We start from the raw sequence: 24,532 nt of genomic DNA on the forward strand, positions 1-24,532 counted from the left end.
CTTGGTCTTCCTGGCGCTCACAGATGCCCGGTACGCCGATGTTCGGGTTCGCTTCCATGGACCGGAAACCGGATCGTGGTGCCGATGGTGATCCAGTTGGCATTTTCGCCGGTGATGTTGCGGCCGTAGATCACATCGACGGAGAATATCTCGTTCGGTCGGTAGCGGACACCGGTCTGGAAACGCGGCTGCACGGCGCTTGCGACCTCGGAGGCGCCGGCTTGCCCGTAAGCCTCGATCGTCCATTGCAAGGTGTCGGTGAATTTCCAGTCGAAGCCGATGCCGTAGGTCAGGTAGTGGCGATCCACCGTGCGATCCCAGAGCCAGCCGCCATTGACGTTGATGCGCATGGTCTCCGACAGGCGGAAGGTCGCGGGGACGACGGCAAAGGCGGATAGCGCATCGCCGGTCGCCGCGTCGAACGATCCGCCGCCATAGGCCGACAATCCCCACCGGCCAATTCCGGTCGGGACGAAATTCGTCTTGGCTTTCGGAGCAATTGTCGTGCTCCAGTCGCCATCGCTGCGGGCCCGGATGGTCTGCAGGCTCAGCTCGACCGGCCTGAAGGGATCGACGACACAGGAGGGATTGGCGACCGCCGAGAAATCCGTGTTGGAAGCCGTCGACATCCAGCTCTCCACCTTGCAGGAGCCGACCTCGGAAATGTCGGCGGCATCGACCGCATAGGCGCCATTCGCGGCGCGCGCATCCTGCGCCGCGAATGCACCAAGAGCCGCGATTGCGGCGGTTATCCCAGTTCTTGCAGCCCAGCCCATGCCGCGATGTTAGCAGAGTCTTCGCCTCGACAACGCCCGGATTCTGGGACTATCTTCGGCCTATGAGCGACCATCATCATCACCACGATCACGACCATTCCGAGCTGTCGGAGACCGAGCTGCGCGTGCGCGCGCTCGAGACGATCCTGACCGAAAAAGGCTATGTCGAGCCGGCCGCGCTCGATGCCATCATCCAGGCCTATGAGACCCGGATCGGCCCCCATAACGGCGCGCGCGTCGTCGCCAAGGCCTGGAGCGATCCGGCGTTCAAGACGGCACTGCTGGAGGACGGCTCGAAGGCGATCGGCACGCTCGGCCATGTCAGCCGCGTCGGCGACCACCTCGTCGTGGTCGAGAACACGCCGCAGCGTCACAACATGGTCGTGTGCACGCTGTGCTCCTGCTACCCCTGGGAAATGCTGGGGCTGCCGCCGGTCTGGTACAAGGCCGCGCCCTATCGCTCGCGCGCGGTGAAGGACCCGCGCGGCGTGCTCGCCGATTTCGGCGTGCAGGTCGCCAAGGACGTTGAAATCCGGGTGTGGGATTCGACCGCCGAAACGCGCTTTCTTGTGTTGCCGATGCGCCCCGCGGGCACAGACGGCTGGAGCGAGGAGCAGCTCGCCGAGCTGGTCACGCGCGATTCCATGATCGGCACCGGTTTTCCCAAGGCGCCCGGGGCGCCGTCATGAACGGCGTGCACGACATGGGCGGCATGGACGGGTTCGGCAAGGTCGAGCCCGAGCCGAACGAGCCGGTGTTCCACGAGGAATGGGAGTCGCGTGTTCTCGCCATGGTGCGTGCGATGGGCGCGGCCGGCGCCTTCAACATCGACACCTCGCGCTTCTATCGCGAGACGATCCCGCCGCATGTCTATCTCTCGAGCTCCTATTACAAGAAATGGTTTCTCGGGCTCGAGGAGATGCTGATCGAGAAAGGCTATCTCACCCGGGAGGAAGTCGCCGCCGGCCATGCGATGCAGCCGGCCAAGGCGCTCAAGCACGGCAAGTTCGATCTCGGCCAGGTCGAGCGCATCATGGTGCGCGGCAAGTTCGCCCGCCCTGCTCCGGCGCCGGCGAAATTCAAGATCGGCGACAAGGTTCGTACGAAGAACATTCATCCCGCAACCCACACCCGCCTGCCGCGCTATGTGCGTGGCCATGTCGGAATCGTCGAGCTGAACCATGGCTGCCACGTGTTTCCGGACTCGGCGGCGATGGAGCTTGGCGAGAATCCGCAATGGCTTTACACGGTGGTGTTCGAGGGCCGCGATCTCTGGGGCGCGGACGGCGATCCGACCTCGAAAGTCTCGATCGACGCGTTCGAGCCGTATCTGGACCCGGCGTGATGAGCAGCACGGCTGCTGCTGCCGCGGCGGCAGCGATCCCGAGCATTCCGCGCGATGATGACGGCCCGGTGTTCCGCGCACCCTGGGAGGCGCACGCGTTTGCGATGGCGCTGACGCTGCACGAGCGCGGCGTGTTCACCTGGCCCGAATGGGCGGCAGCCCTGGCCTCCGAAATCAAGCGCGCACAGGCGGCAGGCGATCCCGATACGGGCGAGACCTACTATCTCCATTGGCTTGCCACGCTGGAAGGCCTCGTCGCGCGCAAGGGCGTTGCGTCTGCGGAGACGTTGCATCGCTACCGCGACGCGTGGGATCACGCGGCGGATCGTACGCCGCACGGCAAGCCGATCGAGCTGAAGGCGGAGGATTTTGCGCCGTAGTCGCTTTGCGCGTTGCCGGGGTAGGCTCTCGCCCAAACCAACACTGTCATTCCCCGCGAAGGCGGGGAATCCAGTACGCCGCGGCCTGTCGATTATCACGACCGTCTCGGAGTACTGGATCACCCGCTTTCGCGGGTGATGACACCGAGTCTATGGCGTCACCGTCCCGCCACATACTCCCGCCACCCCTTCGCCCGCAGGCTGCAGGCCGGGCACTCGCCGCAACCGTAGCCCCAATCATGCTGCGCGCCGCGTTCGCCGAGATAGCAGGTGTGCGACTGCTCGCGGATGAGGTCCACCAGCCCGTCGCCGCCGAGGTCATGGGCGAGCCTCCACGTCGCGGCCTTGTCGATCCACATCAGCGGCGTATGCAGCTCGAACTTGCGCGCCATGCCGAGCGACAGCGCGGCCTGCGTGGCGCGGATGGTGTCGTCGCGGCAATCGGGATAGCCGGAATAGTCGGTCTCGCACATGCCGCCGACGATGTGACTGATGCCGCGCCGGTAAGCCAGCGCCGCGGCGAATGTCAAGAACACCAGGTTGCGCCCGGGCACGAACGTGTTCGGCAGGCCGTCGGCGCCCATCGCAATCGCGACGTCGCGCGTCAGCGCCGTCTCGGACACGGCCGCCAGCGTCGGGATCGACAGCGTGTGGCTCTCGCCGAGCCTGGAAGCCCAATCCGCGCGCAGGCCCTTGATGCCGTCGAACAGCCGGTCGCGGCAGGCCAGCTCGATGGCGTGGCGCTGGCCGTAATCGAACCCCAGCGTCTCCACGCGCGCAAAACGATTCAGCGCCCAGGCGAGGCAGGTGGTGGAATCCTGGCCGCCGGAGAACAGCACCAGCGCGGTTTCGGATGAAGATGCGTCACTCATGGCCCGCGCTTTAGCATTGCCCACGCGGCTCGCCAATCCGGCCCGCCAACCGGTGGAAATCACCCTGTTCCCCCGCGCTACGCTGGGAACGGGGGCTCGCTTTTGGCATAAGGCTTGAGAGCCAGGAGACTGCCCCGCAATGACCCCTTCCCGCGACATTTCCCGCCTGATCGAGATCATGGCGGCGCTGCGCACGCCGGTGACCGGCTGCCCCTGGGACCTCGAGCAGAATTTTGCGACCATCGCGCCCTATACGATTGAGGAAGCCTATGAGGTAGTCGAGGCCATCAGCCGCGGCGATCTCGACGATCTCTGCGAGGAGCTCGGCGACCTGCTGCTCCAGGTCGTCTTCCACGCCCAGATGGCGTCGGAGCAGAACGCCTTTGCTTTTGGCGATGTCGTCGAGGCCATCACGCGAAAAATGATCCGGCGCCATCCTCACGTTTTCGCCGACAAGGACGGCAACCTCGCCTCCTCCCACGTCAAGGAAGTCTGGGATCGCATCAAGGCCGAGGAGAAAGCCGAGCGCGCCGCGCGCCGGCCGCCGGAACAAATGCCGCCGCACAAATCATTGCTCTCGGGCGTCAAGGCCGGCCAGCCCGCCCTGACGCGCGCCATGGAGCTGCAGCGCAAGGCCTCCACCGTCGGCTTCGACTGGAACGATCCGCGCGCGGTGCTGGCAAAAATCCGCGAGGAAACCGATGAGATCGAGGCAGCACTCGACCGCAACGACAGCGAGGGCCTGGCGGAAGAGACCGGCGACCTGATGTTCGCGCTGGTCAATCTCGCCCGCCATGTCGATGCAGATCCGGAAGCCGCGCTCCGCGCGACCAACGCGAAGTTCGAGCGGCGTTTTGCCTATATCGAGCGGGCGCTGGAGGCGCAGGGGCGGACGCTGGAGCAGGCATCGCTCGCGGAGATGGACGCGCTGTGGAATGAGGCGAAAGGTGAGGCGAAAAGCGCTGCGCCGGCGGAGAAAAGCAACCAAGCCCGCTCCTAGCTCGAGCGTCGTCCTGGCGAAAGCCAGGACCCATTACCCCGAATGCACATTGTTGAACCACGCTGGAGCTACCAGCGTGCCAATTCCAGCCGCTTGTGGTTATGGGTCCCGGATCTGCGCTTACGCTTGTCCGGGACGACAGCGTTGCTTGAGGCAGCAGTTAGCTCAACTCACTGGCGGGCGACGGCGTCTACGCGGACAGTCGCGGCACGGCGTCGAACCTGTTCACCACGATATCCCGCTTGGTCTCGTCCACCCGTACCGTCATGTCGAAGCGGCCGTCGTGCAGCTCTTTCGCCAGCACCTCGGAATTCCGATGCAGCCAGCTGATGCCGGCGCCGTCGGAGGCATCGATCGAGAGATCGAGCGTGATGCGCTTGGCCGCCAAGCGCTCCTCGATTGCGGCGAGCAGTGCGTCGACCCCCTCGCCCGACACAGCGGACACCAGCATCGCCGGATGATCCTCCGGCCTGCGCGCGGCGATGTTCAAAAGTTCTTCGCGCTGTTCGGGACCATAACGGTCGATCTTGTTCCAGACCTCGATGATGCGGCCTGAATCATCGGGATTGATGCCGAGCTGGCGCAGCACGGCGTCGACGTCGCTCTGCTGCGCCTCGGCGTCGTCGTGCGAGATGTCGCGCACGTGCAGGATGACGTCGGCTTCCAGCACCTCCTCCAGCGTGGCGCGGAAGGCGGCGACGAGCTGCGTCGGCAAATTGGAGATGAAACCGACGGTGTCCGACAGCATCGCCTTGCCGCCATGCGGCAGGGTGAGCGCGCGCAGGGTCGGATCGAGCGTGGCGAACAGCATGTCGGCGGCCTGCACGTCGGCGCGGGTCAGGCGGTTGAACAGCGTCGACTTGCCGGCGTTGGTGTAGCCGACCAGTGCGGCCACGCGATACGGGACGCGCTGGCGGCCTGCGCGATGCAGGCGGCGTGTGGCCTGCACCTTCTTCAGTTCGCCCTCGAGCTTGGAGATGCGCTCCTGGATCAGGCGGCGGTCGGCTTCGATCTGGGTCTCGCCGGGACCGCCCATGAATCCAAAGCCGCCGCGCTGGCGTTCGAGATGGGTCCATGAGCGCACCAGGCGCGAACGTTGGTAGTTGAGGTGCGCGAGCTCGACCTGGAGCGAGCCTTCCTTGGTCTTGGCGCGGCGGCCGAAGATTTCCAGGATGAGGCCGGTGCGGTCGAGCACCTTTGCCTGCAGCTCCTTCTCGAGATTGCGCTGCTGGATCGGCGCAAGCGCGCAATCCATCACCACGAGCTCGACATCGAGGCCCTTGGCGAGCGCGGCGATCTCCTCGACCTTGCCCTTGCCGATATAGGTCGCGGGGCGGATCTGGCTGATCGGCGCGATGATTGCGTCGGCAACGACGAGATCAATCGCGCGTGCGAGGCCGGCGGCTTCGTCGAGCCGGGCTTCCGCGTCACGCAGGACATGAGCTTCCGATTGCGCGTCGGCATTGCCTGCGCGCACCCGCAAATAGGGACCGATGACAAGCACCCGCCCCGTCTGCTTATCCCCTGCCGACCGCGGACGGTCGACATCCCCGTCGAAATTCCGGGGTTCCAATCAGATCACTCTCAAGCCGGCTGGTCCTCGCCGCCTTCGAACAACTGGATCGGAGCGCCCGGCATGATGGTCGAGATCGCATGCTTGTAGACGAGCTGCGAGTGACCGTCGCGCCGAAGCAGCAAACAGAAATTGTCGAACCAGGTCACGATGCCCTGGAGCTTCACTCCGTTGACCAGAAAGATCGTCAGTGGCGTTTTGGTTTTGCGAACGTGATTAAGGAAGGTGTCCTGCAGGTTTTGTGCGCGGTCTGCCGCCATTGTTTTTTTCTCGCTTTGAGTTTCTTTTTATTGCGCCGGTTGCGGCCCTCTTTTGAAGATTCGGGGTCCTCGTCCGGTTGCCGTCCCTCATGAGATCCCCCTCGGAGGGACAGCGGTTCAATTAGAGGACAGGTAGGCTTATTAGGCAAGCCGCTTCACGCGGCAACCCATGCAGTATTGCCCCGAAAAACTACGGAAATCGATGATTTTCCTCGCCTATTCGAACGACGTCGCAGCGTTAGCCGACGCCGAGCGCCTTCAACTTCCGGTGCAGTGCCGAGCGTTCCATGCCAACAAACTCGGCCGTGCGAGAAATATTTCCTGAAAAACGGCTGATCTGTGCAATCAAATAGTCGCGCTCGAACACTTCGCGCGCTTCGCGCAGCGGCAGGCCCATGATGTGCTCGCCATTGTTGCTGGTCGGCATCGCCGGCACCATGGAGCCGACGTCCTGCGGCAGCATGTCGGCCGTGATGATGACCTCCGGCCCGCCCGCGGCCAGAATCATGACTCTCTCAACGTTGTTGCGGAGCTGGCGCACATTGCCCGGCCAGACATGCGACTGCAGCACCGCCATCGCGTCCTGCCCGATCTGCCGCTTGGGAAGGCCGCTGCCCGCGGAGATCTGCTCCATGAAATAGTCGATCAATTCCGGAATGTCCTCACGCCGCTCCGACAGCGCGGGCACGCGGATCGGCACCACCGAGAGCCGATGATAGAGGTCCTCGCGGAAATGGCCGGCCGCGATCTCCTCTTCGAGGTTGCGCGCGGTGGAGGAAATGATGCGGACGTCGACCTGCACCTTGCCGTTGCCGCCGACGCGCTGGAACGACTGCTCGACCAGCACGCGCAAGATCTTGTTCTGGGTCTCGCGCGGCATGTCCGCGATCTCGTCGATGAACAGCGTGCCGCCGTGGGCCTCTTCGAGCGCGCCGGGCTTGCGCGCGTGCTCGCCGTTGGACTGCTCGATGCCGAACAGCTCGTGCTCCATCCGCTCGGGCGTGATCGCAGCGGCGTTGATGACGACGAAGGGGCCGTCGGCGCGGCCCGAGGCCGTGTGCAACGTGCGGGCGGTCAGTTCCTTGCCGGCGCCGGCCGGGCCAACGATCAGGATGCGGCTGTTGGCCTTGGCCGCACGCTCGATGGTCTGGCGCAGCTGGTTCATGCTGGGCGAGCGGCCGACCAGCGAGCTTGCGCTCGGCGCGAGCTGCTTCAGCTCCTTGACCTCGCGCTTGAGCCGCGAGTTCTCAAGTGCACGGTTGGCGACCAGGATCAGCCGGTCGGTCTTGAACGGCTTCTCGATGAAGTCGTAGGCGCCACGCTTGATCGCGGCGACCGCGGTCTCGATGTTGCCGTGGCCGGAAATCATCACGACCGGCAGATCGGGGTTGTCCTTCTTGACCTGCTCCAAGAGCTGCAAGCCGTCGAGCTTAGAGCCCTGCAGCCAGATGTCGAGGAACACCAGATGCGGCCTGCGGTTGGCGATCTCGGCGAGCGCCGTATCGCTGTCGCGCGCGGTCCGGGTCACGAAGCCCTCGTCTTCGAGGATGCCCGCAACGAGATCCCGAATATCGGCCTCATCATCGACAATCAGAATTTCACTTGCCATGTGTCGCCTGTTTTCTCAGCTGCCTGTTGAGGCTTCGATCTTCGTTGAATCATTGGTCTTTTCAGCCGGCTCTTTGGTTTCGGCGGCCGCCTGTTTTGTTTCCGGATCCTTGACGGATTGCGGGGCCGTTTCGCCAATGTCCGGCTTGGCCGTTGCCGCGGCCGCCGGCTCGGCCCCCTCGCTTTTCGCGGGAGCGCCGGAGATCGCAAAACGCATCCGCATCCAGGCGCCACGCTGGCCCTCGCGGAAATCCGAGGCATCCTTCAGTTCGATGCGCCCGCCATGGTCTTCCAGCACGCGCCCGACGATCGCGAGCCCAAGGCCGGTGCCCTTGGCGCGTGTCGTCACATAGGGCTCGAGCAGGCGCGAGCGCGCCACCTTGGGCAGGCCAATACCGTTGTCGACGACGTCGATCAGAACGTCCTCGCCCTCGCGCGAGACTACGACGTCGATCCGGCCTTTGCCGAGCTCCTCCAGGGGGACCTGCTCGATCGCCTCGGTGGCGTTCTTGACAATGTTGGTGACCGCCTGCGAGATCAGCCGCCGGTCGAACTGGGCGCGCAGCGGATCTTCCTTGAACTCGGCCTCGATATCGATCTCGGGGTGGGCGACCTTCATCAGGAACACCGCCTGCCGCACTGCGTCGGCGACATCCTCACCCTCCATCACCGGCTTCGGCATCCGCGCAAAGCGCGAGAACTCGTCGACCATGCGGCGGATATCGTCGACCTGACGCACGATGGTGTCGGTGCACTGTTCGAAGATCTGCTTGTCCTTGCCCTCGGTGATGTCCTTGCCGAATTTGCGGCGAATGCGCTCGGCGGAGAGCTGGATCGGGGTCAGCGGGTTCTTGATCTCGTGCGCGATGCGGCGCGCGACGTCGCCCCAGGCCGAGGTGCGTTGCGCCGAGACCAGCTCGGTGATGTCGTCGAGCGTGATGATGTAGCTGTCGTGCGGCTGGCTGGTCTTCTCGGCGCTGACGCGAACCGACAGATTGCGTTCCTGCCCGTCCCGCGTGATCGTGATCTGCCCCTGCACCAGGCGCTGGGTCCCTTCCCGCGCGCTCTTCATCATCTCTTCGAGCTCGGGCAGCACGTCGGAGAGCGGATGGCCGAGCGTCTCGGCTTCGGAGTGCCCGATCAGCTTTTCGGCGGAACGGTTGAGAATGCCGACGCTGCCTGAATTATCTACGCCGATGATGCCGGCGCTCGCGGACGACAGCACCGCCTCGATGAAGCGGCGGCGGCTGTCGATGAGGTCGCTGGCGTTGACGAGCTCGTCGCGCTGGCTGCGCAACTCCTCCGTCATCTTGTTGAAGGTCTCACCCAGCTGGGCGAGGTCGCCTTCCGACTGGTGCACCGGCACTTTCACGTGGAGATCGCCCGTCGACACCGTCTGGGCCGCGTTCATCAGCCGCCGGATCGGCGAGACCAGCGAGTTGGCGAAGTTGAGGCCGATCAGCACCGAGGCCATCAGGATGGTCAGCGCGATCACCGCGAACATCAGCGCGAACGCGACCTGGATGCCGAGCCGGCGCGACTCGATCTGGGCGTATTCGGCGACGCTGACCTCGGTCTGCTTGAGCTGGTTGACGACATTCGGATCGAGCGGCCGCGCGACGTAGAGGAAGGTGTCGCTGAAGGCGCGCAAGCGGACCACCGCGGCGACGAAGCTCGCATCGGGCAGCACCGCGATTTCGGGCTCGGATTCGTTGACGTTGCTGAGGAAGTCCGGTGCCGGCGGCGAATAGGCCAGCCGCATGCCGGTGTCGGCGGATTCGAGAATGTTGGTGTTCTTGTCGATGATCATCGCGCCCGGCAGGTTGCGCGAGGCGGCGCTGGACGTCAGCAATTCGCGAAACGAGCGGCGATCCTGGTCGTAGAGCGGCCGGGCGTGGGCGATGTCGTTGGCCATGCCGAGAATGTCGCCCCGGATCAGCTGCGCGTGGTCCTGCATGTAGGCGCGCGCGATCGTCAGCGAATTCTGGATCACCTCCTTGGTCGGGCCGGAGAACAGGCGGTCGAGGCCGCGCTCGATGGTGACGTTGGCGACGACGGCGACCAGCACCGCCGGCAGCACCGCCACGATCGAGAACAGGCTGACGATCTGGACATGGAGGCGCGCCGCCGCCCTACCCCGCCGTCGCGCCAGGATCAGCTGCCAGAGTTCGCGGATGATGATGCCGACCAGCAGCAGGATCGTGGCCGCATTGATCAGATAGAACGAGCGGACAACCGCAGGGGTCGGTTCGATCGACGTGAGGCCGGTCAGGACCAGGAACGTCAGGCAGGCCGACAGCAGGGCCAACGCCACGGCGAACGGCGCCAGCCAGCGTCGCGCCGACCAACGCCGGGGCTCTTCCGCTGGGGCCGTGTCAAAGGATGCGGCCGAGGTGTCTGCGCTGGTCATTCCGGCAATGGGTGCTGAAAACGGGGTCCGCGGCGGGCGGATACTGATGTATTCGTACCACATTGTTGCCGAATTGCGACAATTCCGCGGCGCCCACGCCGCGACTGACCCGCGCATCCACAGCGACATGCCGGAGGGCGGGAACGCATCCCGGCCCCAGCGGCTTGACGGGGATGCACAGGTTCTTTCTCGCAATGATGGTGTCGGCCGTGCTGCTGCTGATCGTGGCAGCCGACCTGCTGGTCAATGGTGTCGGGGTGCAGGAGCCCAATGCGAACGTGGCCAGCGCGATACAGGTATCAGGCCGATTTGTCAGATAGGTGTGAGGCCGCGTCCCGCGGCTGAATGACCATTTGAATGTTCCGGCGGAACATTTCAGTCCGATCAGGACTTCTGCTCACCGCGTCAGCCACAACGGCCAGCGCGATCCGGACAGGCTCAGCTCCGCTTGGTAGGGGGAGCTGAGCCACCGTCCGTTGCGGAAAGGCTAGCCCCCGCTCCGATACACCTGGATATCGAGATCCCGAATCTTCTTCCGCAGCGTGTTGCGGTTGAGGCCGAGCAGATCGGCGGCGCGGATCTGGTTGCCGCGGGTCGCCGCGAGCGCGGCCGTGAGCAGCGGCACCTCGATCTCTTTCAAGATGCGGTGATACAGGCCCGGCGGCGGCACGCCGTTCGGGAAGCCCTGGAAGTGCGAGGAGAGATACGCTTCCACGGCGCCGCCGAGATTGTCGACGCCATGCTGGACTGCGGCACCCGGGCTGACCGTAGGTGGCGCCAGCTCGCCGTCGATGACGGAGCCCGTGATCACGTCCTGCGGATAGAGCGCCGCAAGGCGACGGGCGAGGTTCTCGAGCTCGCGTACGTTGCCCGGCCAGCGGTGCTGCTTCATCCGCTCCAGCGCCAGCGCGTCGAGCTTCTTCGGCGGCAGTCCGTCCTTCTCGGCCAGCGCGAAGAAATGACGGATGAGATCGGGCAGATCCTCGATGCGTTCGCGCAACGGCGGCAGCCGCAGCGGCACGACGTTGAGGCGGAAGAACAGATCTTCGCGGAACAGGCCCTGCTGGATCAGGACGCGCAGATCCTTGTTGGAGGCCGCGACGATGCGCACGTCGGTCTTGATCGGGGTGCGGCCGCCGACCGTGGTGTATTCGCCCTGCTGAAGCACGCGCAGCAGGCGGGTCTGCGCCTCCATCGGCATGTCGCCGATCTCGTCCAGGAACAGCGTGCCGCCCTCGGCCTGCTCGAAGCGGCCGGAGGCGCGGGTGTTGGCGCCGGTGAAGGCGCCGCGCTCGTGGCCGAACAGTTCGGACTCGATCAGGTCGCGCGGGATTGCCGCCATGTTGACCGCGACGAACGGGCCGTTGCGGCGTTTGCCGTAGTCGTGCAGCGCGCGCGCCACCAGTTCCTTGCCGGTACCGGACTCGCCCGTGATCATCACCGTGAGGTCGGTCTGCATCAACCGCGCCAGCACGCGATAGATTTCCTGCATCGCCGGCGAGCGGCCGACCAGCGGGATCGCCTCCATCTCGGCGTCTTCGTTCGGCGTCGAGACCCGTTCCTTCGGCTCGGCCAGCGCGCGGCCGACGATGGCGATCAGCTCCTTCAGGTCGAAGGGCTTCGGCAGATATTCATAGGCGCCGCGCTCGGAGGCCCGGATCGCCGTCATGAAGGTATTTTGCGCGCTCATGACGATGACCGGCAAATTCGGCCGCATCTTCTTGATCCGCGGCAGCAGGTCGAACGCGTTCTCGTCGGGCATCACCACGTCGGTGATGACGAGATCGCCCTCCCCCTGGCTGACCCAGCGCCACAGCGTCGCGGCATTGCCGGTCAGCCGCACTTCGTAGCCGGCGCGGGATAGTGCCTGATTGAGAACGGTGCGGATGGCGGTGTCGTCATCAGCAACGAGAATACTACCTGCGGGCATCGTTAATCCTCATTTTGCCCCCTGTGACGCAGACGACGACTTCCCGGCAGAGCCGTCGCGACTGCTTTGATCGGCATGTTTCACCGATGTGGAATACATCGGCATCAGCACGCGGAAGGTGGTCTTCCGCGGCTGAGATTCGCATTCGATGATGCCCCCGTGGTCCCCGATGATCTTTGCGACCAGCGCGAGGCCCAGACCCGAGCCGGTCTGCTTGGTGGTGACGAAGGGATCGAACAGATTTGGCAGGAGATCGTCCGGCACGCCTGGTCCGTTGTCCTTCACGCAGAATTCGAGCGGCAGGGATACACGGGATTTTTGACCGGGGACTGACAGGCGCACGCCGGGACGAAACGCGGTGGTGAGCTGGATTTCGCCGTCGGGAACGTCGATCAGCGCTTCGGCGGCGTTCTTCACGAGGTTGAGGAACACCTGGATGAGCTGGTCCTGGTTCGCCAGCACCGGCGGCAGCGAGGGATCGTAGTCCTCGACGAAGCGGATGTTGCGGGCAAAGCCGGACTGCGCCAGCCGTTTGACGTGATCGAGCACCGAATGAATGTTGACGGGGCCGCGCACCACGGGGCGCTCGTCGCCGAACACCTCCATGCGGTCGACCAGAGTCACGATGCGGTCGGCCTCGTCGCAGATCAGCCGCGTCAGCATGCGGTCTTCCGAGGAGGCCTGCTGCTCCAGGAGCTGCGCGGCGCCGCGGATGCCGGAGAGCGGGTTCTTGATTTCATGCGCCAGCATCGCGGCGAGCGCGATCACCGAGCGCGCGGCGCTGCGATGCGTGAGCTGGCGGTCCATCTTGTCGGCGATGGAGCGCTCCTGGAGCATCACCACGATATGGCCGGGTCGTTCCGTGACCGGGGCGACGTGCAGATCGACCTGGCGGTCTCCGCCCATGCGCGGCGTACCCAGATCGACCTTGTATTCGTTGACCGGTGCGTTCGACGAACGCACCTGGTCGATCAGCGCCAGCAAGGGGCTGCCGAACGGCACCAGCTCTTTCAGCGATTGCCGCTTCAAGAACTGCGTCGAGATATCGAAGAAGGCTTCGGTTGCGATGTTGGCGGCGACGATCTTGCCGTCCGGCCCGATCATCAGCATCGGATTGGGCAGTGCGTCCAGGATGGCATCGCTGTCGGACGGAAACGGCCGACGATGTTCAGCGGCTGAGCTCATGCAGCGGCGCTCCATGCGAAGTCGTCGAAGGCATCTTGCAGTGACCGATGGACAAGGCGCGGATCCTCCGAGGTGAGGATTTTCTGGCGCCAGGATTTCAGCTTCTCGGCCGGCGCACGGCTCACATCGGCCGCGACGTCGAGGGCCCAGCCGAGATGTTTTCGTGCGTGCCGCAGACCGACGCGCAGGCCGTAGAGCGCGCAGACGCCTTCATAGAGCGTGCGGACATAATGCAGCTGCGTCTCGAGCGACGGCGTGGCTTCCGCCGCCCCGCCCTTCAGGCGCCGGCCGATCTCACCGGGCAGCCAGGGCTGTCCCTGCGCACCGCGGCCGATCATCACGGCATCGGCGCCGGAGGCCTCTAACGCCGCGAGCGCCTTCTCGTAAGTCGTGATATCGCCATTGACGACGAGCGGAATGGAGATGGCGTCGCGCACGGCACGGATCGCATCCCAATCGGCCTCGCCCTTGTAGAACTGGCAGCGGGTGCGGCCGTGCACGGTGACGAGCTTGACGCCTGATGCCTGTGCGCGCCGCGCCAGTTCCGGTGCGTTGCGGGTGCGGTCGTCCCAGCCGAGCCGCATCTTCAACGTCACCGGCACCTTCACCGCCGTGATCGTCGCTTCGATCAGGCTCACGGCGTGGTCGAGGTCGCGCATCAAGGCGGAACCGGACTGGCCGCCGGTGACGTGACGGGCCGGACAGCCCATGTTGATGTCGATGATGTCGGCGCCTTCGGCTTCAGCGATGCGGGCGCCCTCCGCCATCCAATGCGTCTCGCAACCGGCAAGCTGGACCACGTGCGGACCGATCCCGGTGGCTTCGCAGCGCAACCGGGACATATGATGGCCATTGGCGAGTTCGTCGCTGGCCGTCATTTCGGAGACGACGAGACCGGCGCCGAGCTCCGCGGCTAGCCGGCGGACGGGCGAGTCAGTCACCCCCGACATCGGCGCCAGGAAGACCGGGGTGGCGACATCAATATCGCCTATCTTCAATGGCTTAAAGCCAGATACTGCCGAGCCGGTCACAGGGGTCTCGTTGCGTTGGCAGCGCCTCATCGCGCCTGCCATGACCTATCTTGCGCACAATTCTTGTGCAGTCAAGCGTCATGCCTACAGTTTAGACAGTTCTGCCGATCTTTCAAGTGCAGTGCAGCAAAATGCTGTTTCCCACAATCCGGGGAAACCCCCTTTTTTTGCGGGCCTGCCGTGCTAGAGGCATGCGGCAATCACCCCACCCCCGACTCTCTTCATCATCAAATGAGTATTTGAGTCCTATGGCGAAATCACAGCGCACCGCGGTCGTTCTCGTCGCGGCCGGACGCGGCCTGCGCGCAGGCGCCGGTGGCCCCAAGCAATATCGCGAGATCGGCGGCGTACCGGTGATCTATCGCGCCATGGAGGCCTTCAGCCGTCATGCGGACGTGTTTGCGGTTCAGCCGGTCGTGAACCCCGACGACAGCGCCATGTTCACGGCAGCGGTCGCAGGGCTCAGCCACGAGGCGCCGGTCAATGGCGGCGCGACCCGGCAAGCCTCGGTGCTCGCCGGGCTCGAAGCGCTCGCCAGGCACAAGCCCGACATCGTCCTGATCCACGACGCCGCCCGCCCCTTCGTTTCGGAAGGCGTGATCACCCGCGCGATCGATGCGGCCAGCCGCACCGGCGCCGCGATCCCCGTCGTTCCCGTCACCGACACCATCAAGGTCACCGGCGAGAACGGCAATGTCGAGGACACGCCGGACCGGGCGCGGTTGCGGATCGCGCAGACGCCGCAATCCTTTCGTTTCGACGTCATCCTCGAAGCGCATCGTCGCGCGGCCAAGGACGGCCGCAGCGATTTCACCGATGATGCCGCGATTGCCGAATGGGCGGGATTGACGGTTGCAACCTTTGAAGGCGATGTTGCCAATATGAAGCTCACCACTCCCGAGGATTTCGTGCGCGAGGAAGCGCGGCTGGCCAGCCTGCTCGGCGACATCAGGACCGGCACGGGCTATGACGTGCACGCCTTCGGCGAGGGCGACCATCTCATGATCTGCGGCGTGCGCGTGCCGCACACCAAGGGCTTCCTGGCCCATTCCGACGGCGATGTCGGCCTGCATGCGCTGGTCGACGCCATCCTCGGCGCGCTCGCTGACGGCGACATCGGATCGCACTTTCCGCCCAGCGACGCGAAGTGGAAAGGCGCCTCCTCCGACCAGTTTTTGCAATACGCCATCGAGCGCGTCACCCAGCGCGGCGGCCGCATCGCCAATCTCGAGGTCACCATGATCTGCGAGCGGCCGAAGATCGGGCCCTTGCGCGACACCATGCGCGCGCGCATCGCCGAGATTTCCGGCGTCGACATCTCCCGCGTCGCGGTCAAGGCGACCACCAGCGAGCGGCTCGGCTTCACCGGTCGCGAGGAAGGCATCGCGGCCACCGCGAGCGCCACCATCCGTCTGCCCTGGAGTGTCTAGGCCATGGCCGGCAGCGACGCACGCGCCCTCTCCCGCTCGCTGCTCGATTTGTGCCGGATGCGCAAGCTGACGATCGCGACCGCGGAGTCCTGCACCGGCGGTCTCGTCGCGGGCGCGCTGACCGACATCCCAGGTTCGTCCGACGTCATCGATCGCGGCTTCGTCACCTATTCCAACGACGCCAAGCGCGCGATGCTCGGGGTCGAGGCGAGCACGCTCACAAATTTCGGCGCCGTCAGCAAGGAGACCGCAACAGCTATGGCGGTCGGCGCGCTGGAGCGTGCCGGCGTCGATCTTGCGGTCGCCATCACCGGCATTGCCGGACCCGGCGGCGCCACGCCTGGCAAGCCGGTTGGCCTCGTCCACTTCGCCGCCGCCGCGCGCGACGGACGCATCGTTCACCGCGAGCATCGCTTTGGCGCCATCGGCCGTTCCGCCGTGCGCCAGCGCTCGGTGGTCGAGGCGCTGCGCATGCTGATGGATCTCGCCCGCGGCCCGGCGCAGGCCAAGCCGAAACGCGCCGCCGCCGCAACGCGCCTCCGTCCCCGCGTCACCCGCTCGCCACGCCGGCACGCCGTGAAGCGCAGGACTCCGCGGTCGCCGCGAGGGTGAGCCAGGCAACTGCCGCCGTCAGTCAGCCGGAATGAAGCGGAGAGTGCCGGCCCGCCGCGTCGGCTGACCAGTGTCGTTAGTGTGATTGATGCGATCCATGACCAGCACCTCGGTGAAATCGAACGGGCTTACCCCGTCCAGGCAGGCGAGTTGACGGCATAGAGAGATTGGTCGGATCGTCGCTGATGCTTCCGAGGGCGTTCGTGCGGCTTGGGTCCCGACTCTGCGGAGCATCGCTACGCGCCGCACCGCGTCCGGGACACTGGAGTAACGACCCTTACGACGACGCCAGCTTCCGCCGTCCGTAGATCGCATCCGCTCGCTTCTCGAACGCGATGGAAAATCGCGCGAACGCGGCGTCGAACATCGAGCCCATCAGGAGCGCCAGCATGCGGCTCTTGAACTCGTAGGCAAGGAAGAAGCCGACATCGCAAACGCTCTCGCCTTTGGGCTCGAACGTCCAACGGTTTTCCAGATTGCTGAAGGGACCTTGCAGATATTCGACCAGGATCTTCAGATTGGCACGGTCGAGCGTCACGCGGCTGGTGAAGGATTCCCTGACCAGCTTGAACGACACTGTCATGTCCGCGACCAGCACCTCGGTGCCGTCGGGTTTCGCCATACGCTGACGGACCTTCAGCGCGCTGCACAGCGGCACGAATTCCGGGTAGCGCTCGACGTCGGCGACCAGATCAAACATCTCGGACGCGCTGTGATCGACACGGCGCTTGCTCGAAAAATTGGGCATGGCGATTCAGCGGGCGCTTGCTGCCCGCGCGGCCTTCAGTTTCGCAAAATCCTCGCCGGCATGATGCGACGAGCGGGTGAGCGGGCTCGCCGACACCATCAGGAAGCCCTTGGTGTAGGCGACCTTCTCGTAGGACGAAAACTCGTCCGGCGGCACGTAGCGCATCACGGCGTGATGCTTGCGGGTCGGCTGGAGATATTGCCCGATGGTCAGGAAATCGACGTCGGCCGAACGCAGATCGTCCATCACCTGCTGCACCTCGTGGCGCTCCTCGCCGAGGCCGACCATGATGCCGGACTTGGTGAAGATGGTGGGATCGAGCTCCTTGACCCGCTGCAGCAGCCGGATCGAATGGAAATAGCGCGCGCCCGGCCGCACCGTGAGATAGCACGACGGCACGGTCTCGAGATTGTGGTTGAACACGTCGGGCTTCGCCGCGACGACAACCTCCAGCGCCCCCTCCTTGCGCAGGAAATCGGGCGTCAGGATCTCGATCGTGGTCGAGGGGCACGCGGCGCGGATCGCGCGGATGGTCTGGGCGAAATGCTCGGCGCCGCCGTCGGTGAGATCGTCGCGGTCGACGGAGGTGATGACGACATGGGCAAGCCCGAGCTTGGCCACGGCCTCGCCGACGTTCTGCGGCTCGGCCGCGTCGAGCGCGTTCGGCATGCCGGTCTTGACGTTGCAGAATGCACAGGCGCGGGTGCAGGTGTCGCCCATGATCATGAAGGTCGCGTGCTTCTTGTCCCAGCACTCGCCGATATTCGGGCAGCCTGCCTCCTCGCACACCGTATGCAGGCCGTTGGCGCGCACGATGTTGCGGGTGTCGGCATAGCCGCGGGTGTTGGGCGCGCGTACGCGGATCCAGTCCGGCTTCGGCGGCGAAGCGGAATCGGGCCGATTCACCTTTTCGGGGTGACGTGGGCGCAGCGGGTTCGAGATGGTATCGACAATAACGACCATGGGGTGTCCGGTCTGACCAAGTCCTACCTAGTCGGTCTCGCCGGGCATCGCAACCCGGCTCGCCCCGCTTCAGGGAACATGGCAGATATGGGCAATATCCTGCTCTGTTCTCTGGCGATTCTCACCTCGAATGGCTCCAGTCTCGAAACCTTCCACACCCCGGCTCGGCAAAGCGCTGAAGCGTGCCTTTTTCGCACGCAGCGTGCACGAGGTCGCGCCCGACTTGATCGGTGCAACCATGCTGGTCGACGGCGTCGGCGGGATCATCGTCGAGGTCGAGGCCTATCATCATACCGAGCCGGCGGCGCACTCCTACAATGGCCTCACGCCGCGGAACCAGGTGATGTTCGGCCCGCCCGGCTTTGCCTATGTCTACCGCTCGTACGGCATCCACTGGTGCGTGAACTTCGTCTGCGAGGAAGAAGGCTCGGCCAGCGCCGTGCTGATCCGCGCGTTGGAGCCGACCCATGGTATCGCCGCGATGCGTCGGCGGCGCCATCTCCAGGATTTGCACGCGTTGTGCTCGGGCCCGGGCAAGCTGACCGAAGCGCTCGGCATCACCATCGCGCACAATGCCTTGCCGCTGGACCGTCCGCCGATCGCGCTGCATGCGCGGACGGAGGACGTCGAGGTGGTGGCCGGCATCCGGATCGGCATCACAAAGGCGGCCGAGCTGCCCTGGCGCTATGGCGTCAGGGGTTCGAAGTTTTTGAGCAAGCCGTTTCCGAAATAAGCCTACGACGCCTGCTTGAGCCGCTCCAGCGCCTCAAGCAGCTTGGCTTTGCGGGCCAGCGCGGCCTCGCGCTTCTCGCGCTCCTCCTCGACGACCTCCTCGGCTGCGTTGGCGACGAATTTCTCATTGGCCAGCTTGGACTCGGCGCGCTTGATGTCGGAATCGGCCTTCCCGATCTCCTTGTCGAGACGCGTGCGCTCGGCGGCGACGTCGATCACGCCCTTCAGCGGCAGCGCGGCCACCTCGCCGCGCACCAGGAGCTGGACCGCGCCGTCGGGCGCACGGTCGGCGAAGGAGATATCCGACAGCCGCGCCATGCGCTTGATGACGTCGCTCCAGCGCGGCGCGCGCTCCTTCGTCTCGGCCGAGGCGCCTGCGAGCACCAGCGCCGTGAGGGTCGCCGGCGGGATGTTCATCTCGGCGCGCACCGAACGGATCTGCGTGACGAGATCGATGACCCAGCCGATCTCGGCCTCGGCCGCGGGATCGGTGAAGTCGGCATGATCGAAAATCGGCAGCACCCAAACCGGCGAGACGAGCGCATCGGTCGGCCCCGTCGTCGCCGCGAGCATCGCAAGCTGCTCCGGCGTCGGCCCGGCCGGCTTCAGCGGCCACGGCGCCAGCGCGAGCAGACCGTCGCGCTTGGCCGTCACCTCCCACAGCTCCTCGGTGATGAAGGGCATGAAGGGGTGCAGCAGTTTCAGGATCTCGTCGCGCGCCCATGCCACCATGGCGCGGGTCTCGGCCTTGGCAGGGCTATCGGGACCGAGCAGCACGGGTTTTGCGAGCTCGAGATACCAATCGCAATAGACGTTCCAGACGAAGCGGTAGATGCTGCCGGCGGCGTCATTGAAGCGATAGGCCTCGATCGCCTCGGTCACCTCGCGCGTGGTGTGCGCGCTCTCATGCGCGATCCAGCGGTTCAGCGTCTCCTTGACCTTGGCCGGCTCGAAACCCTCGGGCACGGCGCAATGGTTCATTTCGGCGAAGCGCGACGCATTCCAGAGCTTGGTCGCGAAATTGCGATAGCCCTCGACGCGGCTGGTGGCGAGCTTGATGTCGCGCCCCTGCGCGGCCATCGCCGCAAGCGTGAAGCGCAGCGCATCCGCACCATATTGATCGATCAAGCTGAGCGGATCGATAACGTTGCCCTTCGACTTCGACATCTTGGCGCCCTTCTCGTCGCGGACGAGGGCGTGGATGTAGATCGTCGAGAACGGCACCTCCTTCATGAAGTGAAGGCCCATCATCATCATGCGGGCGACCCAGAAGAAGATGATGTCGAAGCCGGTCACCAGCGCGTTGGTGGGGTAGTAACGCTGCACTTCCGGCGCGTCCGCGGGCCAGCCGAGGGTCGAGAACGGCCACAGCGCCGAGGAGAACCAGGTGTCGAGCACATCCTCGTCGCGCGTGATGAAGCCATCACGCTTGTTGCGGTCGAGCGCCATCTCGCGGCCCTGCTCGACCGTGATGACTTCCTGCTCGACGTAATAGCCAAGCGCGTGGCTGACGGCCTCCTCCTCGGTCTCGGCGACAAACACCTTGCCGTCGGGACCGTACCAGGCCGGGATCTGGTGACCCCACCAGAGCTGGCGCGAGATGCACCACGGCTGGATGTTCTCCATCCACTCGAAATAGGTTTTTTCCCAGTTCTTCGGCACGAACGTGGTTTCGCCGGAACGCACTGCCGCCATCGCGGGCTTCGCCAGCGTCTTGGCGTCGACATACCATTGGTCGGTCAGATAGGGCTCGATCACCGTGCCGGAGCGGTCGCCATGCGGCACCATGTGGGTGTGGGGCTCGATCCGCTCGACGAAGCCGAACGATTCCAACCGCTCGACAATGCGCTTGCGCGCAGCAAAGCGATCGAGCTTGTTGAACTCCTCGGCGAACTGCGAGGCACCTTCCGGCAGGTCGCGCAGATAATCCTCGTTGTCGAGGAGATCGAGGCAACCTTCCTTGTCGATGACACTGATCCGGGCGAGGCCATGGCGATTGCCGACTTCGAAATCGTTGAAGTCGTGCGCCGGTGTCACCTTGACCGCGCCCGAGCCCTTCTCCGGATCGGAATAATCGTCGGCGACAATCTGGATCTTGCGGCCGACCAGCGGCAGGATCACGTTCTTGCCGACCAGCTTCTGATAGCGCTCGTCGTCGGGATGCACGGCGACGCCGCTATCGCCGAGCATGGTCTCCGGGCGCGTGGTGGCAACGACGATGAAGCTCGAGGGATCCTCGGGGCTGAAAGACTTGCCCTCGATCGGATAGCGCAGGTACCAGAGGCTGCCCTTGACCTCGGTCTGCTGCACTTCGAGATCGGAGATCGCGGTAAGCAGCTTGGTGTCCCAGTTGACCAGCCGCTTGTCCTTGTAGATCAGGCCGTCGCGGTGCAGCTCGACGAAGACCTTGACCACGGCCTTGGAGAGGCCCTCGTCCATGGTGAAGCGTTCGCGCGACCAATCGCAGGAGGCGCCGAGCCGCTTGAGTTGGTTGATGATGGTGTCGCCGCTCTCGGCCTTCCACTGCCAGACCCGCTCCAGAAACTTCTCGCGGCCCATCTCGCGACGGCTGGGCTGCTGGCGCTCCATCAGTTGCCGCTCGACAACCATCTGGGTGGCGATGCCGGCATGGTCGGTGCCGGGCTGCCACAGCACGTCGCGGCCGCGCATGCGCTCGAAGCGGCACAGGATGTCCTGGAGGGTGTTGTTGAGGGCGTGGCCCATGTGCAGCGAGCCCGTCACGTTCGGCGGCGGAATCACGATGGTAAAGGGCACTGCGTCGCGGCGGTCCGGGCGGCCGGCCTTGAACGCAAGGCTGTCCTCCCACACGACGGACATGCGGGCTTCGATATCGGCGGGCTGGTAATTTTTCTCGATCATGGCGCTGTTAGAAAGCCGCGCACGGGGTCCAAGTCAACGGACAAGTCAACGGAAAGGTCAAAGGAAAGAAAGGCGGCAACAGGGCTTTCCGGTCCGGTCGGGAAGCAGAATATGACCCACAAGCAGGGCTTTATGAGGGCTCTGCGGCCCGTTCTACCGGCCGCCGCGGGATACCCGCTCGATTTCGGCCTTCACGATGCGTTCGACGAGGCCCGGCAAATTGTCGTCGAGCCAGGATTTCAGCATCGGACGCAGCATCTCCTTGACCAGATCCTCCAGCGTTCGCGCATTGCTGCTGAGCACCGTGTGGGCCAGGGAATTGAAGGCGGATTCGACCGCGGAGACCGTCGATTGCGCCAGGATCGGCTGTTGGGGCGGTAGTGGCGGCGCATCGAAGTCCACGGGCGCATAGGATGCCGGGGCCGGCGTCGGACGCGGCGGCGGCGATTCGGCGAATTCGAGATCGTCGCGCGGCTCGACCTTGCGGAAGCTCGGCGGCGGCGGAGGCGGTGTCGGCTCCATCGCCAGCGCCATATCGTCGGTCAATTCCAGCACGTCGGGCTCAGGTTCGGGCTCCGGCTCCGGAGCACGGATTTCCGGCGCAGCCGTGGCCGTGTCGAGGCCCGCCAGCAGCGCGTCGATATCGTCCTGATTGTTGGACGCATCCGCCTCGGGTGCGGGGGCCGGCGCCGGTGCCGGCTTTGCGGCCGGAGCAGGTGCAGGCTTCTCGGCGGCCGGTTTGGGCGGCGCGACCTTGGATGGCGGAATATCGCTGATCGGCTGCGGCTTCGCTGGCGCGGCGGGGGCGGCAGCCTTCTCGGGCTTGGCAGCATCCGCCGGCGGCGGCTTGGCCTCATCGTCGGCAATGATGCGCCGGATCGAGGCCAGAATCTCCTCCATCGAGGGTTCTGTGACCTTTGCAGGCTGCGTCATCTCCGACTCCACATCATCAACGCCCTCGCATGCGTTGTTTTACACCAAGCACGACAGGATTGGCCGGTTCCGGATGGCTGGCCCGACATTTTCGTCACGGCAGCCCGACTTGTCCCCAGATGACGGCTCAACGTGCAGCGGTGCGCCCCTGCCCTCGGCACCTCATGCTTTACGCACACGGCATCGGATGCAGAGCGAATCGACCCGCATCTTCTTGGCAAGGCTATGTCAGGGATTTTGATGATTGCAAGCAAAGCACCGGTCGGCTTCGGCTATTCGCGAGGCCGACCGGATGACTACGGGACTCTAGCGTCCGTCTGGCGTGCGTACGCCGGCCCAGCTGTCGCGGACCTGCTGGTAGTGCACGCTGGGATCGTAGACCGTGGTGTTGAGACCAAGCACCTGCGGCGCCAGACGACCGACCGCGTTGAGCACCGAATAGGACGCCACCACGCGGTCATGCTGGGCAGTGACGAGCGCAACGCGCGCGTTCACCAGCGCTTGCTGCGCATTGAGCACGTCGAGGGTGGTGCGCTGCCCGGCCTTGGCCTCTTCGCGCACGCCGTTCAGCGCGATCTCGGACGCAGTGACCTGCGCCTGCGCGGACTGCACCTGCGCCTTGCCGGCTTCCAACTGGCCCCAGGCCTGCACGACGTTGGCGCGGGTCTGATCGCGGGTGGTTTCGAGATTCAGGCGCTGCTGCGCCAGGTTCTCTTTCGATTGGCGGATCAGCGCATATTCTGTGCCACCCTGATAGATCGGCACAGCGACTGTCGCGAGGGCGGACGCGGAACTCGTTCGGAAGATCGTCAGCTGCTGCTGGTAGGCTGTGCTGGCAGTAGCCGCGACCGTGACCGTCGGCAGCAAAGCGCCTTCGTTGATCTTGACCTGGAGGTAGTTGACGTCGATGCCATACATGGCAGCCGTAACGTTGGGATTCTCGACTAGGCTGAGACCAACGGCGGAGGCGATCGTGGCAGGAAGGAAGCGATCGACCGGCGAGCCGGGGGCGAGGGCCGCCGGCTCGTTGCCGATGATCCGGCGGAAGTTCGCGCGCGTCGTCGTGAGATTCGATTCGGCGGTCAGGGCCTGGGTCCTGCCGGCAGCCAGCTGCGCTTCGGATTGCGCGACGTCCGTGCGCGTCACCTCGCCGACATTGAAGCGATCGCGCGTTTGCTTGAGCGTCTGTTCGAGCACGCGCACGTTGCTGCGCTGAACCTCGAGCGTGGCCGAGTCGCGCAGAAAATCCATATAGGCCGTGGCAGCCTGCAGCAGGACCGTCTGCTCGAGCACACGCAATGCCTCGCGGGAACCCGACACCTGGCTCTCCGCAACGCGCGTCCTGTTGGCGGTCTGATTGCCGTTGTAGAGTGTCTGACTGACGCTCACGCTGGCGCTGTTGGGCTGAAGCAAGCCGGAGATCGACTTGGGGGTGCGGGGGACGACATTCTGCGTCGCCTGGACGTCCTGATATTGATACCCGCTGCCGAGGGTCACATTGACCTTGGGCCGATAGCCCGACAGCGCCTGCGGCACGTTCTCGTCGGTCGAGCGCACCTGGGCGCGCTGCGCGTTCAGCTGCGGATTGTTCTGATAGGCGCGCACCAGCGCAGCCTCGATCGTATCCGCCAAGGCAGGCGTCGGCCCGGCAAGCGCCAGCAGCAGGACCGAAACCGCTGCTCCGGTGAAGAACTTCACCCCATGCATCCAAAAATTCCGTTCATTCTAACGCCCGGCTCGTGCCCGCGAGCTGGGTTACCGTCTACGAGTGGAGTCGTTGCCCCGCCGCAACATAGGACGCGGTCAAGCGCGACGGAACTACCTGAGGGTGGTTCTCGGTGGAAACTCTTCACGTGCAGCATCC

22 protein-coding genes and 1 pseudogene are annotated in these 24,532 nt (G+C 65.0%); 8 read left to right on the forward strand and 15 right to left on the reverse strand.

From position 1 onward, the window contains the following. Positions 1 to 17 precede the first annotated feature (17 nt). Complete coding sequence (locus ABIB91_RS06910) at positions 18 to 776, reverse strand: PA4824 family protein (RefSeq protein ID WP_354160704.1); 759 nt, start codon at positions 774 to 776, stop codon at positions 18 to 20. A gap of 62 nt (positions 777 to 838) precedes the next feature. Here ABIB91_RS06910 and nthA point away from each other — a divergent pair, with 62 nt between their 5' ends. The 3 genes from nthA to ABIB91_RS06925 are packed head-to-tail and all read left to right on the forward strand — an operon-like array spanning position 839 to position 2,501. After that, positions 839 to 1,465 (forward strand): nitrile hydratase subunit alpha, encoded by a 627-nt coding sequence (nthA, locus tag ABIB91_RS06915; protein ID WP_007591118.1) that lies wholly within the window; start codon positions 839 to 841, stop codon positions 1,463 to 1,465. Continuing rightward, positions 1,462 to 2,121 carry a nitrile hydratase subunit beta gene (gene nthB / locus ABIB91_RS06920; protein ID WP_007591120.1) on the forward strand — a complete coding sequence of 220 codons (660 nt, stop codon included), beginning with the start codon at positions 1,462 to 1,464 and terminating at the stop codon, positions 2,119 to 2,121. Before nthA ends, nthB begins: the two co-directional genes overlap by 4 nt. Continuing rightward, a complete protein-coding gene (locus ABIB91_RS06925; protein ID WP_354160701.1) occupies positions 2,121 to 2,501 on the forward strand; it encodes a nitrile hydratase accessory protein in 381 nt (126 codons plus the stop codon). The genes nthB and ABIB91_RS06925 overlap by 1 nt, the downstream gene beginning before the upstream one ends. A 158-nt stretch (positions 2,502 to 2,659) precedes the next feature. On the opposite strand, the gene queC is transcribed toward ABIB91_RS06925, so the two are convergent. Then, positions 2,660 to 3,373 carry a 7-cyano-7-deazaguanine synthase QueC gene (queC, locus tag ABIB91_RS06930; protein WP_354160699.1) on the reverse strand — a complete coding sequence of 238 codons (714 nt, stop codon included), beginning with the start codon at positions 3,371 to 3,373 and terminating at the stop codon, positions 2,660 to 2,662. A gap of 139 nt (positions 3,374 to 3,512) precedes the next feature. Here queC and mazG point away from each other — a divergent pair, with 139 nt between their 5' ends. Beyond that, a complete protein-coding gene (gene mazG, locus ABIB91_RS06935) occupies positions 3,513 to 4,373 on the forward strand; it encodes a nucleoside triphosphate pyrophosphohydrolase (protein WP_354160698.1) in 861 nt (286 codons plus the stop codon). Positions 4,374 to 4,563: 190 nt separating this feature from the next. Here mazG and hflX read toward each other — a convergent pair whose 3' ends face one another. The 4 genes from hflX to ABIB91_RS06955 all read right to left on the reverse strand — a co-directional run bounded on the left by hflX (position 4,564) and on the right by ABIB91_RS06955 (position 10,224). After that, positions 4,564 to 5,946, reverse strand: a complete 1,383-nt coding sequence (gene hflX / locus ABIB91_RS06940; protein ID WP_354160697.1) for a GTPase HflX — start codon at positions 5,944 to 5,946, stop codon at positions 4,564 to 4,566. 11 nt (positions 5,947 to 5,957) lie between these two features. Further along, positions 5,958 to 6,206, reverse strand: coding sequence for an RNA chaperone Hfq (gene hfq, locus ABIB91_RS06945; protein ID WP_007591126.1), 249 nt, complete (start codon positions 6,204 to 6,206; stop codon positions 5,958 to 5,960). A gap of 238 nt (positions 6,207 to 6,444) precedes the next feature. Then, positions 6,445 to 7,815 (reverse strand): nitrogen assimilation response regulator NtrX, encoded by a 1,371-nt coding sequence (gene ntrX, locus ABIB91_RS06950; RefSeq protein ID WP_007591127.1) that lies wholly within the window; start codon positions 7,813 to 7,815, stop codon positions 6,445 to 6,447. Between the two features lie 15 nt (positions 7,816 to 7,830). Beyond that, positions 7,831 to 10,224 carry a sensor histidine kinase gene (locus ABIB91_RS06955; RefSeq protein WP_354160693.1) on the reverse strand — a complete coding sequence of 798 codons (2,394 nt, stop codon included), beginning with the start codon at positions 10,222 to 10,224 and terminating at the stop codon, positions 7,831 to 7,833. A 173-nt stretch (positions 10,225 to 10,397) separates the two neighbouring features. Between ABIB91_RS06955 and ABIB91_RS06960 the strand changes: the two genes are divergently transcribed. Next, positions 10,398 to 10,544 (forward strand): hypothetical protein, encoded by a 147-nt coding sequence (locus tag ABIB91_RS06960; protein ID WP_219684372.1) that lies wholly within the window; start codon positions 10,398 to 10,400, stop codon positions 10,542 to 10,544. A 167-nt stretch (positions 10,545 to 10,711) separates the two neighbouring features. On the opposite strand, the gene ntrC is transcribed toward ABIB91_RS06960, so the two are convergent. From ntrC to dusB, 3 genes are read right to left on the reverse strand one after another with little or no spacing between them, the layout of a single operon-like run. Continuing rightward, positions 10,712 to 12,154 (reverse strand): nitrogen regulation protein NR(I), encoded by a 1,443-nt coding sequence (gene ntrC, locus ABIB91_RS06965; protein ID WP_027566921.1) that lies wholly within the window; start codon positions 12,152 to 12,154, stop codon positions 10,712 to 10,714. A 9-nt stretch (positions 12,155 to 12,163) separates the two neighbouring features. After that, entirely contained in the window at positions 12,164 to 13,339 is a 1,176-nt protein-coding gene (locus ABIB91_RS06970; RefSeq protein WP_275172578.1) for a two-component system sensor histidine kinase NtrB, read from the reverse strand. After that, positions 13,336 to 14,337 (reverse strand): tRNA dihydrouridine synthase DusB, encoded by a 1,002-nt coding sequence (dusB, locus tag ABIB91_RS06975; protein ID WP_354160690.1) that lies wholly within the window; start codon positions 14,335 to 14,337, stop codon positions 13,336 to 13,338. The genes ABIB91_RS06970 and dusB overlap by 4 nt, the downstream gene beginning before the upstream one ends. Positions 14,338 to 14,618: 281 nt before the next feature. Between dusB and ABIB91_RS06980 the strand changes: the two genes are divergently transcribed. Together ABIB91_RS06980 and ABIB91_RS06985 are read left to right on the forward strand one after the other, a co-directional pair. Further along, positions 14,619 to 15,800 carry a bifunctional 2-C-methyl-D-erythritol 4-phosphate cytidylyltransferase/2-C-methyl-D-erythritol 2,4-cyclodiphosphate synthase gene (locus tag ABIB91_RS06980; protein WP_354160688.1) on the forward strand — a complete coding sequence of 394 codons (1,182 nt, stop codon included), beginning with the start codon at positions 14,619 to 14,621 and terminating at the stop codon, positions 15,798 to 15,800. A gap of 3 nt (positions 15,801 to 15,803) precedes the next feature. Continuing rightward, the gene (locus ABIB91_RS06985) at positions 15,804 to 16,412 is read left to right on the forward strand and encodes a CinA family protein (RefSeq protein WP_354160686.1); all 609 of its coding nucleotides are present in this window, start codon (positions 15,804 to 15,806) and stop codon (positions 16,410 to 16,412) included. Positions 16,413 to 16,430: 18 nt separating this feature from the next. On the opposite strand, the pseudogene ABIB91_RS06990 reads toward ABIB91_RS06985, so the two are convergent. The 3 genes and pseudogenes from ABIB91_RS06990 to lipA form a co-directional block, all read right to left on the reverse strand. Beyond that, positions 16,431 to 16,600: pseudogene (locus ABIB91_RS06990) on the reverse strand (GFA family protein); the annotation flags it as partial. Positions 16,601 to 16,689: 89 nt separating this feature from the next. Beyond that, positions 16,690 to 17,160 (reverse strand): type II toxin-antitoxin system RatA family toxin, encoded by a 471-nt coding sequence (locus ABIB91_RS06995; RefSeq protein ID WP_007591145.1) that lies wholly within the window; start codon positions 17,158 to 17,160, stop codon positions 16,690 to 16,692. A 6-nt stretch (positions 17,161 to 17,166) separates the two neighbouring features. Beyond that, positions 17,167 to 18,123 (reverse strand): lipoyl synthase, encoded by a 957-nt coding sequence (gene lipA / locus ABIB91_RS07000; RefSeq protein ID WP_007591147.1) that lies wholly within the window; start codon positions 18,121 to 18,123, stop codon positions 17,167 to 17,169. Positions 18,124 to 18,253: 130 nt separating this feature from the next. Here lipA and ABIB91_RS07005 point away from each other — a divergent pair, with 130 nt between their 5' ends. Beyond that, complete coding sequence (locus ABIB91_RS07005; protein ID WP_354160683.1) at positions 18,254 to 18,856, forward strand: DNA-3-methyladenine glycosylase; 603 nt, start codon at positions 18,254 to 18,256, stop codon at positions 18,854 to 18,856. Positions 18,857 to 18,858: 2 nt separating this feature from the next. Here ABIB91_RS07005 and ABIB91_RS07010 read toward each other — a convergent pair whose 3' ends face one another. From ABIB91_RS07010 to ABIB91_RS07020, 3 genes are all read right to left on the reverse strand, one after another. Continuing rightward, positions 18,859 to 21,735, reverse strand: a complete 2,877-nt coding sequence (locus tag ABIB91_RS07010; protein WP_354160681.1) for a valine--tRNA ligase — start codon at positions 21,733 to 21,735, stop codon at positions 18,859 to 18,861. 153 nt (positions 21,736 to 21,888) lie between these two features. Further along, on the reverse strand, positions 21,889 to 22,668 hold the full coding sequence (locus ABIB91_RS07015; protein WP_354160679.1) for a PopZ family protein: 780 nt from the start codon (positions 22,666 to 22,668) through the stop codon (positions 21,889 to 21,891). Positions 22,669 to 22,974: 306 nt separating this feature from the next. After that, positions 22,975 to 24,375, reverse strand: a complete 1,401-nt coding sequence (locus tag ABIB91_RS07020) for a TolC family outer membrane protein (protein WP_354160677.1) — start codon at positions 24,373 to 24,375, stop codon at positions 22,975 to 22,977. Between the last annotated feature and the right edge of the window lie 157 nt (positions 24,376 to 24,532).

The sequence above is a fragment of the Bradyrhizobium sp. JR4.3 genome, from assembly GCF_040547695.1.
GTDB classification, from domain to species: domain Bacteria; phylum Pseudomonadota; class Alphaproteobacteria; order Rhizobiales; family Xanthobacteraceae; genus Bradyrhizobium; species Bradyrhizobium canariense.